At 58.9% G+C, this 15,501-nt stretch carries 14 protein-coding genes; 12 read left to right on the top strand and 2 right to left on the bottom strand.

Annotated features, from left to right (window positions below):
* Positions 1-9 precede the first annotated feature (9 nt).
* A complete protein-coding gene (locus HK20_RS07450; protein WP_086646460.1) occupies positions 10-759 on the bottom strand; it encodes a response regulator in 750 nt (249 codons plus the stop codon).
* A gap of 166 nt (positions 760-925) precedes the next feature.
* Here HK20_RS07450 and HK20_RS07455 point away from each other — a divergent pair, with 166 nt between their 5' ends.
* The 12 genes from HK20_RS07455 (at position 926) to glpK (ending at position 14,903) form a co-directional block, all read left to right on the top strand.
* Entirely contained in the window at positions 926-1,372 is a 447-nt protein-coding gene (locus HK20_RS07455) for a sigma-70 family RNA polymerase sigma factor (protein ID WP_233129125.1), read from the top strand.
* Positions 1,373-1,496: 124 nt separating this feature from the next.
* Complete coding sequence (locus tag HK20_RS07460; RefSeq protein WP_086646461.1) at positions 1,497-2,093, top strand: sigma-70 family RNA polymerase sigma factor; 597 nt, start codon at positions 1,497-1,499, stop codon at positions 2,091-2,093.
* 116 nt (positions 2,094-2,209) lie between these two features.
* Positions 2,210-2,371, top strand: coding sequence for a NepR family anti-sigma factor (locus tag HK20_RS13175; protein WP_231945768.1), 162 nt, complete (start codon positions 2,210-2,212; stop codon positions 2,369-2,371).
* Between the two features lie 101 nt (positions 2,372-2,472).
* On the top strand, positions 2,473-4,146 hold the full coding sequence (locus HK20_RS07465) for a sensor histidine kinase (protein ID WP_086646493.1): 1,674 nt from the start codon (positions 2,473-2,475) through the stop codon (positions 4,144-4,146).
* Between the two features lie 100 nt (positions 4,147-4,246).
* Positions 4,247-5,968 carry a thiol reductant ABC exporter subunit CydD gene (cydD, locus tag HK20_RS07470; protein ID WP_086646462.1) on the top strand — a complete coding sequence of 574 codons (1,722 nt, stop codon included), beginning with the start codon at positions 4,247-4,249 and terminating at the stop codon, positions 5,966-5,968.
* A 7-nt stretch (positions 5,969-5,975) separates the two neighbouring features.
* Positions 5,976-7,703, top strand: coding sequence for a thiol reductant ABC exporter subunit CydC (gene cydC / locus HK20_RS07475; RefSeq protein WP_369823045.1), 1,728 nt, complete (start codon positions 5,976-5,978; stop codon positions 7,701-7,703).
* 85 nt (positions 7,704-7,788) lie between these two features.
* A complete protein-coding gene (locus HK20_RS07480) occupies positions 7,789-8,166 on the top strand; it encodes an OmpA family protein (protein WP_086646495.1) in 378 nt (125 codons plus the stop codon).
* Positions 8,167-8,294: 128 nt separating this feature from the next.
* Positions 8,295-10,091, top strand: coding sequence for a DNA helicase RecQ (gene recQ / locus HK20_RS07485; protein WP_369823043.1), 1,797 nt, complete (start codon positions 8,295-8,297; stop codon positions 10,089-10,091).
* On the top strand, positions 10,088-10,870 hold the full coding sequence (locus HK20_RS07490; RefSeq protein ID WP_086646464.1) for a DeoR/GlpR family DNA-binding transcription regulator: 783 nt from the start codon (positions 10,088-10,090) through the stop codon (positions 10,868-10,870). The genes recQ and HK20_RS07490 overlap by 4 nt, the downstream gene beginning before the upstream one ends.
* A gap of 102 nt (positions 10,871-10,972) precedes the next feature.
* Positions 10,973-12,508, top strand: a complete 1,536-nt coding sequence (glpD, locus tag HK20_RS07495) for a glycerol-3-phosphate dehydrogenase (protein WP_369823044.1) — start codon at positions 10,973-10,975, stop codon at positions 12,506-12,508.
* Positions 12,509-12,556: 48 nt separating this feature from the next.
* Positions 12,557-13,375: an MIP/aquaporin family protein gene (locus tag HK20_RS07500; protein WP_086646465.1), complete on the top strand. Its 819-nt coding sequence runs from the start codon at positions 12,557-12,559 to the stop codon at positions 13,373-13,375.
* Positions 13,376-13,403: 28 nt separating this feature from the next.
* Entirely contained in the window at positions 13,404-14,903 is a 1,500-nt protein-coding gene (gene glpK, locus HK20_RS07505) for a glycerol kinase GlpK (protein WP_086646466.1), read from the top strand.
* 61 nt (positions 14,904-14,964) lie between these two features.
* Here the strand turns inward: glpK and HK20_RS07510 are convergent, their stop codons facing one another.
* A complete protein-coding gene (locus HK20_RS07510) occupies positions 14,965-15,456 on the bottom strand; it encodes a copper chaperone PCu(A)C (RefSeq protein ID WP_086646467.1) in 492 nt (163 codons plus the stop codon).
* Between the last annotated feature and the right edge of the window lie 45 nt (positions 15,457-15,501).

The following is a 15,501-nucleotide window of genomic DNA, read 5'->3' on the forward strand; positions in this document are numbered from 1 at the left end:
CCCAACAAATCAGGTCTGAGCTACACCCATACTGCTTACGGCCTGATAGGTGGCAACGGCAAGGGTTAAGGGGTCAAACGGCTTGGTAATGACAAAACAGGGTTCCAGCTTTTCACCCGTCAGCAGTCGTTCGGGGTAAGCCGTTACGTAAATAACGGGTACCTTAAAGCTTGCCGTAATTTCGGCCACTGCTGCCATGCCATCTCCCCCCGGACCAAGGTTGATGTCCGCCAGAATAAGGCCCGGCCGGGTTTGTGCCGCAAGTTGCACGGCATCGGCCTGCGTGTGGGCAATGCCGGCAACCTTGTGGCCACATTGCATGACCAGCAGTTCAATATCCATGGCAATAATGGGTTCGTCCTCAATAATCAGGACGGAGGTCTGCACCCCTTTGTGGAGTTGCTTTTGTGCGGTTTCTAGCTCATGTGCGGCCTGGTCGTGGGGCAGGCCGATAATTCTGGCCGCTGTTTCCACGTTAATTTCTTCCAGTGTGGTCAACAGCAGCAATTGCCGCTGGGTGGAGGAAAGACCCGGCCCCTGGGTGCTCCTGTGTGTTTCGTCCGTAGCATAAAGGCGCGAGATGGCCTGATAAAGCTGGAGCAGGGGGGTAAATCCCTCCGCCGGGGGTTGGGAGGTCAGGCCTCTCAGGCTTTGTGCTACCAGCAGATCGCCCTCGGGCTGGTTGCCTGTCAGGGCGCGTGCATAACGTCTGCCATAAGGGAGAGCCCGGATCAGCCCGTCACGCAGTGACTCTGACATGACAAATCTCCTTATGATTAGGTCATGATAAAAACATACGGTAAGGCAATGATGCCACGGAGCGGCGTTTGCCGAAAGGGGATGAATCCTGATTAACACACCAAATCCCGATCAGGGCGATGCGCGTTCACCTTTTAGGGTGGAATTGCTGGCGCTTTTGCCATCCCTGCGCGGCTTTGCGCGCTTTTTGGCGCGCGACCCCGCTTTGGCAGATGATCTGGTGCAGGAAACCGTTTTGCGCGCGCTGGACCGTATGGCGCAGTATGAGGTTGGTACCAGCCTGAAGGCTTGGTGCTTTACCATCCTGCGCAACCTTTTTCTGGAACAGCGGCGGCGCGGCAAAAAAGAGCGTGAGGTGCTTGCCAATTACGGGCAGCACCCGCCGCAACGGGCCGTATCTCCGGCAGATGGGCGGCAGGAAGTGCATGAGCTTGAAGCCCTGCTGTGGCAGCTTACGCCGCTTTTGCGCGAGGCACTGGTGCTTATTGGTGCGCAGGGCATGACCTATGCCGAAGCAGCAGAGATTTGCGAAGTGGATGTCGGGACCATCAAGGCCCGTGTGTCCCGCGCGCGAACCATGCTGCACAAACTGGCGCAGCCACAGCCGGAATAGAGGGGCGGGGCCTGCGGGGTTACGTGCTCTCGTTTTCGTGATTACAAAAAATGCATCCGGATGTAACCTTGGCGGGGTCTTGTTCATTGCTCCCATAAAACGGAAGAAGAGCGGAGTAAAAACAATGACAGCCTCGTTATTCCACGATCAGGTTATTGCCATCCTGCCCAAGCTGCGTGTGCAGGCACTGGCGCTGACCCGCAACCGCACCGCCGCAGAAGATCTGGTGCAGGACGCTGTTTGCAACGCGCTGGCCGCTCAGCAGAGTTTTATCCCCGGAACCAATTTTGGCGCATGGATGCACCGTATCCTGCGGAACCGCTTTATTTCCGACCTGCGTAAAAAGCGCGAAACTACGGATATTGATGATGCTCCCCAGTCCATGCTGGCAGTCGCTGCCCGGCATGATGACCGGCTGAGCCTGATGGAGTTGGATGCAGCGCTTGCACGGCTGCCAGATGACCAGCGGGAAGCTTTGGTGCTGGGGGTTCTCGAAGGAATGAGCTATCAGGAACTGGCGGAAATGTCCGGCTGCGCTGTTGGTACGGCCAAAAGCAGGGTTTTCCGTGCCCGGCGTCAGCTTGAAGTCTGGTTAACTGGAGAAGAATCCGTGTCTGATGCAGGTGACCGCAAAAAAGGCGAGCGAGTTCAGGCCGGGGCGGCAAAAAAGAATGGCGGCGCGCAGCGGGTTTCCTCTCGTATGAGCGCAGCAGTGGTCTGAACATGGCGCATGCTGGGCTTATAAGTCGCAGGTCTGTCGGGGATGAGTTGCCTGCTCCGCACACAGTGGCGTCAGGCACACAACGGCAGGATCCAAGGTTCGGAATGGGAAAGAGTATGGACGGCGCTCCCCCCCGCAAAGGCAGGCAGTCTCGGGATCAGGCTTTTGATGTCTGGCTGAAGCGCGGCCTGCACCAGCTTTTTGATGATGTTGTGAATGAACCTGTGCCCGAAGAGCTGCTGAAGCTGATTGAGGAAGACCGGAGCAAGCAGGACTGAGCCTTTTGTCTGTCTTTTCCGTGCTTGGGCAGGCTGCCCGGCGTGTTGGCGCCCTGCTAATGTCCGGGTTGGGGCGGGTGTTTATCACCACCAGCGCGCGTATGCGTGTACTTATCTGCCTCTCGGGTATTCCCGTGCTCAGTATTGGCGCTGTTCTGGCCCTGCGGAATTATCAGGAAGTCCGGGTGGGGAGCGCCCAGCGTGCTGTTGCCGCCATTATGCGGCTGGACCAGCAGTTCCGGCACGATACGGACCGCCTGCGCAGTGCGCTTGAAACAATCGGCAACATGGACCTCACGCATGACCAGCTCGTGCATGCGCTCAAACTGGCCGAAACCATTAGTGGGCAACGATACTGCTTTTTGGCTGTTCTGGATGAAAGAGGCAAAAAGCTCGATTCTGTTTCCCCCTCAGGCCGCTCCTGTGCGGAAGTCGGGACCTTAACCCCTCCCGCACGGATTAACGCCACGGTTATGGAAGCCGTGCAAAAAAGTGGTGGTGGGGAAGATAACGGGGCATTTTTACGGATAACCGTGCCTGCCGTTTTTCTGGCAGAGCCGGAGGCCCATGGTTATCTGGTTGGTATCCTGCAAATTTCGCGCACACGGGCTTATCTGGGCGGTGCTTCGGGGTGGGATGCATTTTCGGATGATACAAACCCCGTGCAGGCGTGGCTGCTTATGCACGATGGAGAGCTTTTTCCCGTTTGCACCGACTGCAACTGGGAGCAGCCGTCACCCGGGCTTGTATTTCCGTTAAAGGAAAAGCTGGAAAAAAGTGACCGTTCGGTTGTGTCGCTCCCGTCCATGCAGGGGGGGTATGCCCTTGGTGGCATTGCGGGTGGTGCGGATATTTTTGTTTCAACCCAGCGCACCCCCATAGAAGCCGATGCCCTGCGGGCCATGGTTTTCCAGATTGCGGCCCTGCTGTTCCTGCTGGCTGCGGGGCTGGTGGGCGTTACGCTCGCGGCCAATATCGTGCTTGTCTGGCCTTTGCGGCGGCTGACCTATTCCGTTCGTAAATGGCAGATGGAAGGGGTGTTTGACGGGCGCGTTACACGCACCATGCCGCTTGAGCTGCAAAGGCTGGGGCAGGCTTTTACGCGTGCAACACAGCGCCTCTCCCGGCATGAAGCGCGGCTGAAGAAGGCCATGGCGCATCAGGAACTCCTGATGAAGGAGATTCACCACCGGGTTAAAAACAACCTCCAGATCGTGGCGTCCCTGCTCAATCTTCAGGCCAACCAGATTGCCCACCCTGAGGTCCGGGCCGAGTTTGCTCTGGCGCGCGACCGAATCCGGGCGCTGGCAACGCTGCACCGCACCCTTTACGCCGAGGATTCACTGACCAGCCTGAACATGGCCGTTTTTTTAAAAGACCTGTGCGAGCAGACCTTCCATATCGCAGGAGAGGCGGATGCAGGGCGTATTCGCCTACAGGTGGATTCAGACAGTTTCTGGATGGACCCGGATCAGGCCGTGCCTCTGGCGCTGATCGTGACCGAGGTTGTGACAAACTCGATCAAATACGCATTCCCCGATGGCCGGATGGGCGTTATTCATGTGCGGCTGACAAAAAATGGCAATCTGGTCACGCTGAATGTTGGTGATAACGGGATTGGCTGTTCCTTCGACCCCGCATCCGGCACGCAGGGGATCGGGCTCAAGCTCATTCATGGTTTTGCCAGACAGCTAAAGGCATCTTTGAGCTATAGCGGCAAGGATGGTGTGCAGTTCACACTGGTCCTGCATCTGGAGAAAGCGGAAAACCCGTAAAATTAGGTAGCCCGCAGAGCGTTGGCATGCCTTAAGCGCAGCAGGGAGTGGCGATCTAAACTGTTGCGTCCTTGGCAGAGCAGTATAAACGCTGTCTGTCATGAGGAACGAGAAAGCAGCAATACGTAACTGGACGCGCCTCCAGTCGCGTCTTGGTCGTCAGGCAGCGCGATCAGTGGTTGGGTCCGGGCTGCTCTCCAGTCTTGCCGGTATTGGGCAGGCATGGTGTGTGGCTGTTGTTCTTGGGCATGCCCTTGTGGCGTGGCAGGCAGGCGGGCAGGGGGCTGCTTTTCCAGCGTGGCCCTTTATGCTGTTCCCGGCTCTGGCCATGTTGCGTGCCCTGTGCATGATCAAGGCGGATGTGGCGGCTGCTCAAGCCGGTATTGTGGCGCGCAGGCGTTTGCGGGGGGAGGTCATGGCCTCCATTCTTGCCGGTGGTCCTGCATTGCTGCGCCGCACGCATAGCGGTGTGCTGGCCTCCATTGTTGTGGACCGGATAGAAGCGCTGGATGGCTTTTTTGGCCGCTGGGTGCCTGCCTCCGTACTGTGGATGGTGGCGCCCGTACTGATTTTGCTGCCCGTGGGCATTATGCAGCCGCGTGCGGCTGTCATTCTGGGGCTGTGCGGGGTGGCCGTTCCTGTTGGGCAGGCCGTGTTTGGTATTGGTGCGGCTGTGGCATCACGCAACCAGTTTTTGGCCATGACCCGCCTTCAGGCACGTTTTCTGGACCGTATCAAAGGGATTGCCACCATTGTTCTGGCTGGCCGGACCGAGGACGAAACCCGCCGTTTGGGGGATGCCGCCGAAGAACTGCGCGTGCGTACCATGAAGGTGCTGCGGGTGGCATTCCTTTCCTCCGCATCCATTGACTGCGCCATGGTCATTGCGTTCATCCTGCTTGCAGTGCTCGATGGGCGGCAGGCACTGGCCATGCAGGCCAGTGGTCCATCCCCCGCATTGCAGCACACCGTGGTTGCCAGCCTGTTTGCCCTGCTGGCAGTGCCGGAGTTTTTTGCTCCCCTGCGCGGCCTTGCACTGGCGTATCAGGACCGTGCACACGCCCAAGGGGCAGCTACCGCCATACTGGACCTGCCCGAAGTAACAGAGCGGCCGGTGCTGGAAGGGGCCAGAACCGTTAACGCCAACGGCGTGATGGTGGCTTTTGATGATGTCGGCTTTACATGGGACCCCGCTCGCGGGCCTGCGCTGGAGCATGTTACCTTTACCGTGCCGGCGGGGGAGACGCTGGTGCTGGCTGGTCCATCCGGTGCAGGCAAGTCCACGATCATGGAGCTGCTGCTGGGGTTTATTACCCCCCAGAACGGGCGGGTGTTGTTTAATGGCGCGCCTTTGCAGAGCATAGTCCCCGATGCCCTGTCTCGCGTTGTGTCATGGATCGGGCAGAAACCTGTGCTGTTTGCGGGTTCACTGCGGGATAATATCCTGTTCGCCAAACCTGATGCAGACGAGCGTGAACTGGCAAATGCCCTGCGTTCCGCCGCCGTGGATGAGTTCCTGCCGACCCTGCCCAACGGGCTGGATACACAGATCGGTGAAGGTGGGTTTGGTTTGTCTGGTGGGCAGGCGCAACGTATTGCCATTGCGCGCGCTTACCTCAAAAACGCTCCGGTTCTGCTGCTGGATGAACCCACAGCGCATCTGGACCCTGCTACCGAAAAAAGTGTTTTTGAAAGCCTGCAACGGCTGGCCGTTGGCCGCACGGTTATTCTGGCTACGCACTCGGCTGCGGCTCATATGTTCAAGGGGCGGCGGATAGACCTGCAAAACGGGCGTGTTATCAATCGGCAGGGGGCTGCGTAACATGGCAATGCAAGATCAGACATCAGCCGTGCAGCCGACCGCAAGGCTGCATGATGTGCCCGTGCAGCCCACAGCCAGATTTACGGACTGGCAGGCTGTATGCGTTATATTCGGCCTGTGGCGCAGGCAGGGAGTGCGGCTGATTGTGGGCGTGCTGCTGGCACTGGCTGCGCTGGCCTGTGGTCTTGCGCTTATGCAGGTGTCCGGCTTGCGGCTGGCTGGGTGTGTGCTGGGCGAAGTGGTGGTGACAACCGCACTGCTGCGCTGGGTAGGCGTGGGGCGCGTGACGCTGCGCTATGCAGAGCGCCTGTTTGCGCACGATGCCATGTTCCGTGCGCTGGCGGATCTGCGGGTCTGGTTTTTTCATTCCCTTGCCCACGGTGCAGCGGCAGGGCTGGGCTTCCGCCGGGCGGGGGATATGCTGTCCCGTCTGGTATCCGATATTGGCGCGCTGGACGGGTTATACCTGCGGATTGTTGTGCCGCTGGTTTGTGCGGGACTGACCTTTCCGGCCTTGCTGGTTATTGTGGGCCGGCAGAGCCTTGTGCTTGGGGTGGCTGTTGGCGTGCTGTTTGCCTGCGCATCTTTTCTGGTGCCGTGGCTGATCGCGCGGTCGGGGCAGAAGGCGGCTGATCAGGCTGCCCATCTGCTGGCGCATTTGCGTATTTCCGTGCTGGACCTGGTAGGTGGCCTGCGCGAAATCCGGGCATTCGGCGCAGAAGGGCGAATGCTGGCCCGTGTGCAGGCTGCGGATGCCGCATTGTTGCAAGGGCAGATGGCTGTGGCCCGCCGTGCGGCCTTTGCCAATGCTCTGGCCTTTTTGTTTGGGCAGATCGCCGTGTTCATGGTGCTGCTGGGCATTGGCGGTATTCTGCTACCCAAGGTGGGTGCCCTTGAAGGGGTGAGCATACTGTTTTTGACCGTTGCTGTATTTGAAAGTGCAGTCACCCTTACGCGTGCCGGTTTGCAGGCGGGCATTATGGGGGTTTCTGCCCGCAGGGTGGTGGAAATGGCAGTACAGCCTGCCGCTGCCAATGCGCAGGTTACGCATGAGCATGCCCCTGTGGATACCAGCATCCGCCTGAACAATGTACGCTTCCGGTGGGCGGATGATCGGCCGTGGGTTTTAAAAGGGCTTACGCTGGATATTCCCGCAGGGGCGCGGGTGGCTATTCTGGGGCCGTCTGGCACGGGTAAGTCTAGCCTTGCGGCTTTGCTGTTACGGGCTGCTAGCCCGCAGGAAGGCCAGATTTGTCTGGGGGGGGAGGATATTACCACCATACGCCCCGATGCCGTGCGCAGCAAAATGGCCTGGCTTTCGCAGGCAACACACCTGTTTGACGATACCATTCGTGCCAATCTGCTGCTCGGCCGGCCTGATGCTTCCGAAGATGATCTGTGGAATGCTCTTGATCAGGCCGCGGTGTCCGATGTTGTGCGGTCTCTGCCCGAAGGGCTGGATACCTGGGTAGGTGAGGGGGGTATTCGTCTCTCCGGTGGGCAGGGGCGGCGTATTGCGCTGGCGCGTACGCTACTGGCACCTGCTCCCATTCTTATTCTGGATGAACCCGCAACAGGGCTGGATGCGCAGACGGAGCAGGACTTCCTCCGGACTCTGAACACCGTAACCGAGGGGCGCACGGTTATACTGATAGCCCACCGCCTGACCGGGGTGGAAAAGCTGGACCGCATCTGGCGCCTGTCCGATGGTGTGGCAAAAGCTGCTGCGGCCTAGGCCTGCTGGAATCGTTGTTGACGCCAGCAGCCCGGAGGGGCACCAAATAAAACGGTTTTGTTTTGATAATTCAGGAATGATCATTATGCGCCGCTTATTTTCAGTCGCCTGCCTGAGCCTTCTGGCTGCATGCGCCAGTCAGGCCCCTCGCAAATATGTTGTCTTTTTTTCCAACCAGTCGGCCGAGCTTGATCAGGCCGGGCAGGAAGTGGTTGCGCAGGTCGCGCAGGAAGCAGACAAGCACCCCTCCCGCATTGTTCGGGTTGAAGGGTATGCCGGGGCTGGCAAGGACCTGTCTGCCGATGCACTGGTGGCAATCCAGCGGGCCAAGGCCGTAACGGCCAAGTTGCAGGCCGATGGCGTGCGCAGTGACCGTATTGTGGAAACACCGCGCGCCCCTTCCAACCTTGAAGGGATGGTTGTTGGCTCCCGCCGTGTAGAGATCGAACTGACAAGCCCCTGATTGCCATGGAGGAAAGAGAGCCTGCATATGCCGACATTCCCCCCTATGAGCCACCATTAGGCTTGCCGGAGGAAAGGGTACCGGGAGTGCCCCCGCGTGACCGGTTTTGTAACCGGTCCGTGCAGGAGGTGCTGCAGGCTGTCTTTGGGTTCCCCGGGTTCAGGAGCTTGCAGGCGCAGGCTGTAGAATGCGCCATGCAGGGGCAGGATGCCCTTGTGCTCATGCCCACGGGCGGGGGCAAAAGCGTATGTTACCAGATTCCAGCCCTGTGCCGGCCCGGCATGGGGTTGGTTATCTCCCCCCTCATCGCGCTTATGGACGATCAGGTGGCAGGGCTCAGGCAGCTTGGGGTTAATGCCGCTGCCCTGCATTCCGAGCTGGACGAAAACGAATCAGCCCAGATCAGGTCTGATCTGGCCAATGGCCGTGTGGACCTGCTCTATATTTCGCCTGAACGCCTTTTGTCGTCAGGCACGCTGGACCGCCTGACGCGCATACCACTATCCATTATTGCCATAGACGAAGCGCATTGCATTTCGGCCTGGGGGCATGAGTTCCGGCCCGAATACAGGGCCCTGACCGCGCTGCCGCGGCATTTTCCCAATGTGCCACGGCTTGCCCTGACCGCCACGGCGGACGAACGCACGCGGGACGATATTCTGGCGGCATTGGATATGCCGCACGCGCAGGTTCTGGTTTCAAGCTTTCATCGGCCCAACCTCAATATTGCCGTGCAGCCCAAAGGTTCGGAACTGAAGCAACTGCTTGTAGCCCTTGAGCGCTACAGGGAAGACGCGTCCATTGTCTATTGTGGCAGCCGTGCCAGAACCGAGCGTATAGCGGCCTCCCTGCGGGAGCGTGGCTGGCCTGCGCTGGCGTATCATGCGGGGTTGTCTCCGGTGGAAAAGCGCGCGGCATTGTTGCGTTTTCGCTCGGGGGAACCGCTGGTGATTGTGGCCACGGTGGCTTTTGGCATGGGCATAGACCGCCCGGATGTGCGCGCAGTTGTGCATCTGGATATGCCCTCCTCGCCCGAGGCGTATTACCAGCAGATTGGCCGGGCCGGGCGCGATGGCCTGCCGTCTGATACGGTGCTGCTCTACGGGGGGGAGGATATAGCCCGTGCTCGTTACTGGCTGGACCAGTCCGCGGCTCCAGATAACGAAAAACGGATCATGCGCAGCCGTCTGGAGGCCATGATCGCGTTTACTGAAACCACAGGGTGCCGCACGCAGGCATTGCTGCACTGTTTTGGCGAGGAGCTGGAACAGCCCTGCGGGCATTGCGATAACTGCCGCCACCCGGTGCTGACATTTGATGGAACGGAAGCTGCCCGCAAGCTGCTGTCCGCTGTGTATCGCACGGGGGAAAGTTTTGGCGCGCTGCACGTTATTGCCGTTTTACGGGCCAAGAGGACCGACGGCATAAGCCGTAACGGGCACGACAAACTTTCGGTCTGGGGGATTGGTCAGGACAGAAGCGAGTCGTTCTGGCGTGGTGTGGTCCGCCAGCTTATTGCGCGGGGCGCCCTGCGGATAGAAGGGCAGTATGGTGGGTTGCGACTGAACCCCGACATCGCCCGCCCGATCCTGCGGGGGGAGGAAAACGTTGCCTTGCGGGCCGACCCAGTTGTGGAACACACCGGCAATGTGGGGGGCTCTCGGGGGCAGAGGCAATCTGCTGCTCTGGACCTGCCTGAAGACCGTCTGGCCCTGTTTGAAGCTCTGCGCAAATGGCGGCGGGAAGAAGCCAAGGAGCAGGAAATTCCGCCGTATGTCATTTTCCATGATTCGGTTCTGAAAGACATAGCGCTCGAAAAACCTGATGATCTGGATACGCTGGGTGAGATCAAGGGCGTAGGCCGCTCCAAGCTGGAGCGTTATGGGGAGGCTGTGCTGGCGGTTATTGAGGCAGAACCGGCATGAGCAATGCGCTGGAAAAACGACGCAGGCATATTCTGCGGCTGGTCAACCAGCACGGGTATGTTGCCAGCGAGGAACTGGCGCGCGAGCTGGGCGTAACCGTGCAGACCGTAAGGCGGGACGTTAACATTATGGCCGGGCAGGGGCTGCTTGCCCGCCACCATGGAGGGGCCAGCAGCCTTTCCCCCGCCGAGAACATTGCTTATTCAGACCGGCAGATCCTGAACCTGCAAGCCAAGGACGCCATAGGGCGGGAAGCGGCAAAGGCCATACCGGACGGGGCCTCCCTGTTCATTAACATCGGCACCACAACGGAAGCTTTTGCCCGGTCGCTGCGCACCCATAGAAACCTGCGGGTTATTACCAATAATATCCATGTCGCAACTCTGCTGGCTCCCGCTCCTGAATGTAGCCTGATCATTACAGGTGGCAGCGTACGCCTGCGCGATGGTGGCATTGTTGGCCCGGCGGCAGCAGCCATGATCGAGCAGTATCGGGCGGATTTTGGCGTTATCGGCATTTCCGGCATTGATGCGGATGGCACGTTGTTGGATTTTGATGCGGACGAAATTAACGCGGCGCAGGCGATCATACGCAACGCCAGAACGGTGTTCCTGCTGGCGGACCACACCAAGTTCTTGCGCAGGCCCATGGCGCGTGTGGGGCATATATCCCAGATCAATGCGTTTTTTACGGACCAGCCTCCTCCGCCGGGTATTCGGGCCATTTTGCGCGAGCATGATGTGCAGCTCCATGTTACTGGCGCGCAGGAGTGTTCGTAAAAGAACATCATGGCTCAAAAAAACGCATCCATCGGGGACGATAACCATAGTTCTTGCGTTCTGTTTTCGAAATCGAATAAAACGAACAAAGCCTTCGTATAGATGGAACCGATAAAAACCATGTCAGCAGCAGAAACATCCGAGCGTATTTATGACCTTCTCGTTATCGGGGGGGGCGTTAACGGCACCGGCATTGCGCGTGACGCCTGCGGGCGTGGTGCATCCGTCCTGCTGGTGGAGCAGGATGATCTGGCAAGCTATACCTCGTCTTCCAGCACCAAGCTGATCCATGGTGGCCTGCGCTATCTGGAATACTATGAGTTCCGCCTTGTCCGTGAAGCGCTGATGGAGCGTGAACGCCTGCTGACCATGGCCCCCCATATCATGTGGCCGCTGCGCTTTGTGCTGCCGCATTCCAAGCTGGTGCGTCCGGCGTGGATGCTTAAGGCCGGGCTGTTCCTGTACGATCATCTGGCATCCAACATGACGCTGCCTAAATCCATTGGCGTGGATTTTCGCAAGCATTCTTCGGGGCGTGCGCTCAAGCCTGAATACACCAAGGGCTTCATCTATTCCGATGGCTGGGTGCAGGACAGCCGCCTTGTTGTGCTGAACGCCATGGACGCGGCCGAGCGTGGGGCCGATGTGCGCGTGCGCACCTGCCTGACTGCCGCGCAGCGCGTGAACGGGCAGTGGGTGGCAACTCTGGAAGACCGCATAACCGGCCAGACCCAGACCGTGCGTGCCAAGGCCATGGTGAACGCTGCTGGCCCGTGGGTTGCCCGCCTGCTGGCCGATACGCTTAAAATCCCCAATTCCAAATCGGTACGTCTGGTCAAGGGCAGCCATATTATTGTCCCGCGTGTGTACGAGGGGCCGCAGGCTTACATTTTTCAGAACCCTGACAAGCGGATTGTGTTCGCCATTCCGTACGAGCAGAAGTTCACCCTGATCGGCACCACGGACATTCCGTGGAAGGATGAGCCGGGTAAGGTGGGCATAGCACCCGATGAAGTAACGTATCTGTGCGAAAGCGTGAACCGCTACCTGAACGTGCAGATCCGTGAGAGCGATGTGGTGTGGAGCTACGCAGGGCTGCGTCCGTTGTATGACGATGCCTCTGCCAACGCCTCTGCCGTTACCCGCGATTATGTTCTGGACTTGGACACGCAGGATGGTGCGCCCCTGCTTTCCATTTTTGGTGGCAAAATCACGACCTACCGCAAGCTGGCCGAACATGCGCTGGAAAAACTGGCCCCTGTGCTGCCCGTAGTTGGTGGCCAGAGCTGGACCGCAAGCGAAGTGCTGCCCGGTGGGGATATTGGTGAAGGTGGCTTTGACGGTGCCCTTGCCCGCTTGCGCCGCGTAGCTCCCTGGTTGCCAGAAGAACTGGCATGGCGTCTGATGCGTAATTACGGCAGCCGCACATACGAAATTATCGGACAGGCCAACAGCATGGACGATATGGGGGAACTGCTGGGTGGGGACCTGAGCACGCGTGAAGTAGATTACCTGATGGCGCGTGAATGGGCCCGTACGGCAGAAGATGTGCTCTGGCGGCGCAGCAAGTTGGGCCTGCATCTGAATGACGCGGAAAAAGCCCGCGTTGAAACCTATGTTCAGAAGAAAGCTGTCTGATCTGTAAAACACCGCTTTCCGAACAAAAAAAACAAAAAGAGGAAAGATATGGATAAGGTAAAAAATAGTCTCTGGGGCGAGTTGATAGCCGAATGTCTGGCGGTGCTGATCATTATTCTGGTCGGTGATTCCGTTGCAGCCATGTACTCGCTATATGACCCAAGCCCCTACCAGCTCTCCTACTGGGGAGTTGCCATTACGTGGGGGCTGGGTGTGACTCTGGCCATTTACGTGACCGGTGCTGTTTCTGGCACACATGCCAACCCTGCGGTTACGCTGGCGCTTGCCTGCTACCGTGGGTTCGCATGGCGCAAGGTGCTGCCATACTGGGTGGCGCAGGTGGCGGGTGGCTTTTTGGGAGCCTGTCTGGTTTATGCCCTGTATGGCTCGGTTATCGTGCATTATGCGGTGTCCCATCATCTGGATTTTGCCAATGATGGCGCCGCCTCAGGCGTGTTCTTTACCCATCCGGGTGATTTTGTAACGCCCCTGCATGCGCTGCTGAACGAAACAATCCTGACGGCATTTCTGGTCCTTGGTATTTTTGCAGTGACCTGCCAGTACAATACGGCTGCCCCACAGGCTAACTCGGGTGCATTGATCATTGGCCTGCTGGTTGCCATTATCGGCGCATCTTCGGGGTATCTGGAAGGGTGGGCCATTAACCCTGCGCGCGATTTTGGGCCTCGCCTGTTCTGCTTTGTGGCAGGGTGGGGGCGTACGGCTCTTCCTTCTCCCCAGAATTACTGGTGGGTGCCTGTTGTAGGCCCACTTATGGGTGGGCTTATCGGGGCCACGATTTACCAGACGCTGCTGCGTCCGTTCATGCCCGCACTGGGCCGTCACTCCACTCCTGCGGCAGACTGACTGCTCAGAATAAGAAGGGATATTCCCCATGACCAAAAAAGATTGTGTTCTGGCGATTGATCAGGGAACAACATCAACCCGCAGCATCGTTTTTGATCGTGACGCCAACGAACTGGCTGCGGCCCGTCAGGAGTTCCCGCAGCATTATCCCAACGCCGGGTGGGTGGAGCATTGCCCAGAAGACATCTGGACCGATGTGCTCAACACAGCACGCGCGGCACTGGAGCAGAGCGGGGCTGCGGACCGCGTTGCCGGTATTGGCATTACCAACCAGCGCGAAACCATTGTGGTGTGGGAGCGCAGCACGGGCAAGCCGATCCACCGCGCCATTGTCTGGCAGGACCGGCGGACGGCCAGTGTCTGCCAGAAACTGCGTGATGAAGGGGCCGAGGCTCTGGTGCGTGAACGCACGGGCCTGCTGCTGGACCCCTATTTTTCCGCCACCAAACTGGCATGGCTGCTCGACAACGTGACCGATGCCCGCGCCCGCGCTGAAAAAGGTGAGCTGGCATTTGGCACCATTGATTCGTTTATCCTGTGGCGGCTGACGGGTGGTAAGATCCACGCAACCGATGCAACCAATGCTTCGCGCACCATGCTGTTTGATATTCATCGCCAGCAGTGGGATCAGGACCTCCTGAAGCTGTTCCGTATTCCCGCCAGCCTGCTGCCCGAAGTCAAGGACAGCAGCACTCTGTATGGGGAAACAGACCCAGCCCTGTTTGGGCGGGCCATTCCCATTGCCGGGATTGCAGGCGACCAGCAGGCAGCCGTTGTGGGGCAGGCCTGCTTTACGCCGGGCATGGCCAAGGCCACCTACGGTACGGGGTGCTTTTTGCTGCTGAACACGGGGGACAAGCCCGTGGAATCACGCAACCGGATGTTGACCACGGTTGCTTACCGGCTCAATGGCAAACCAACATACGCCCTTGAAGGCTCCATTTTTGTGGCTGGTGCAGCCATTAAATGGCTGCGTGATGGCTTGCACCTGATCACCCATGCGTCCCAGACGGATGATATGGCAACCCGCGTGCCACACAGCCATGGCGTGTACATGGTGCCAGGGTTTGTTGGCTTGGGCGCGCCTCATTGGGACCCGGATGCACGCGGCCTGATCTGTGGCCTGACGCTGGATGCCACTGCGGCCCATATTGCCCGTGCGGCTCTGGAATCCGTGGCGTACCAGACGCTGGATCTGGTGAGTGCCATGGTGCAGGACGGTGGTGGCACTACGGAGAGCATCCGTGTGGATGGTGGCATGTCCGCCAATGACTGGTACTGCCAGTTCCTTGCCGACATGCTGCAAGCCAAGGTTGAGCGCCCACGCAATGTTGAAACAACGGCTCTGGGCGCTGGCTTCCTTGCCGGTATGGCAACTGGTGTCTGGGAAAATGAAGCAAACGTAGCGGCAGAATGGGCGCGGGGTTCCCTGTTTGAACCCAAAATGGACAGCACCCAGCGCCGCACCATGATTGCTGGCTGGCATCAGGCTGTTAAGCGTACGCTCAGCACCTATACCGGCGGCTAAGAGACGGGGCCCAAAAAAGTGGCCGGAGCGTGCTCCGGCTCTTTTGGTTCCTGTTCCTGCACTACCGGGCGGCGGAAGTAACCGGTGCAGACACGGTTTTGCTGGACCCGCCCAGAAACTGGAATGTAACCGGCACATTGGGCTGGGTGAGCACCTGTGCAACAGGGCCAACGCACAGCATGTGGTAGCCAGCACTGGCAAATACCAGTGTTGTAACTTCTGGCAGCGCCAGATGCTGGAACAGGTGGCGGGTGCCGGGGGTGTTTTCCTGATCAGTGTGGTAGCCAACCAGTGTGCTGCAGGCGGGGGAGACAACGCCGGTCAGCAAATGGGTTGTGTGGCTGTTATTGGTAAGGCTAAAATACAGCTCCGTCTGCCCTTGCCCCTGTGTGGCAGGCTGGTGGAGTGAAATATCGGTAATGGAGATGTCTTTCTGGGCATCAGCCTGTCCGGGAACAGATTGCCCGTTATTGTGTTCTTGTGCCTGTGCGGGGCCGAGTGCCAGCAGGCTGATCAGAGCGCTGGCCAGTATTGCTTGGTAACGAGGTTTCATGGTGTCTCCGTGCGCCTTGGGGCATGAGCAGTATGGACGAACCCG

The sequence above is a fragment of the Acetobacter sp. DsW_54 genome (assembly GCF_002153575.1).
Taxonomy (GTDB): domain Bacteria; phylum Pseudomonadota; class Alphaproteobacteria; order Acetobacterales; family Acetobacteraceae; genus Acetobacter; species Acetobacter fabarum.

Excerpts from the sequence above, each read along its gene's own strand:
- HK20_RS07510 (WP_086646467.1), bottom strand. The coding sequence starts at position 15,456 with ATGAAACCTCGTTACCAAGCAATACTGGCCAGCGCTCTGATCAGCCTG.
- HK20_RS07480 (WP_086646495.1), top strand. The coding sequence starts at position 7,789 with ATGCGCCGCTTATTTTCAGTCGCCTGCCTGAGCCTTCTGGCTGCATGC.
- HK20_RS13175 (WP_231945768.1), top strand. The coding sequence starts at position 2,210 with ATGGACGGCGCTCCCCCCCGCAAAGGCAGGCAGTCTCGGGATCAGGCT.
- HK20_RS07490 (WP_086646464.1), top strand. The coding sequence starts at position 10,088 with ATGAGCAATGCGCTGGAAAAACGACGCAGGCATATTCTGCGGCTGGTC.
- cydC (WP_369823045.1), top strand. The coding sequence starts at position 5,976 with ATGCAAGATCAGACATCAGCCGTGCAGCCGACCGCAAGGCTGCATGAT.
- glpK (WP_086646466.1), top strand. The coding sequence starts at position 13,404 with ATGACCAAAAAAGATTGTGTTCTGGCGATTGATCAGGGAACAACATCA.
- HK20_RS07460 (WP_086646461.1), top strand. The coding sequence starts at position 1,497 with ATGACAGCCTCGTTATTCCACGATCAGGTTATTGCCATCCTGCCCAAG.
- glpD (WP_369823044.1), top strand. The coding sequence starts at position 10,973 with ATGGAACCGATAAAAACCATGTCAGCAGCAGAAACATCCGAGCGTATT.
- HK20_RS07465 (WP_086646493.1), top strand. The coding sequence starts at position 2,473 with ATGCGTGTACTTATCTGCCTCTCGGGTATTCCCGTGCTCAGTATTGGC.
- HK20_RS07450 (WP_086646460.1), bottom strand. The coding sequence starts at position 759 with ATGTCAGAGTCACTGCGTGACGGGCTGATCCGGGCTCTCCCTTATGGC.
- HK20_RS07500 (WP_086646465.1), top strand. The coding sequence starts at position 12,557 with ATGGATAAGGTAAAAAATAGTCTCTGGGGCGAGTTGATAGCCGAATGT.
- cydD (WP_086646462.1), top strand. The coding sequence starts at position 4,247 with ATGAGGAACGAGAAAGCAGCAATACGTAACTGGACGCGCCTCCAGTCG.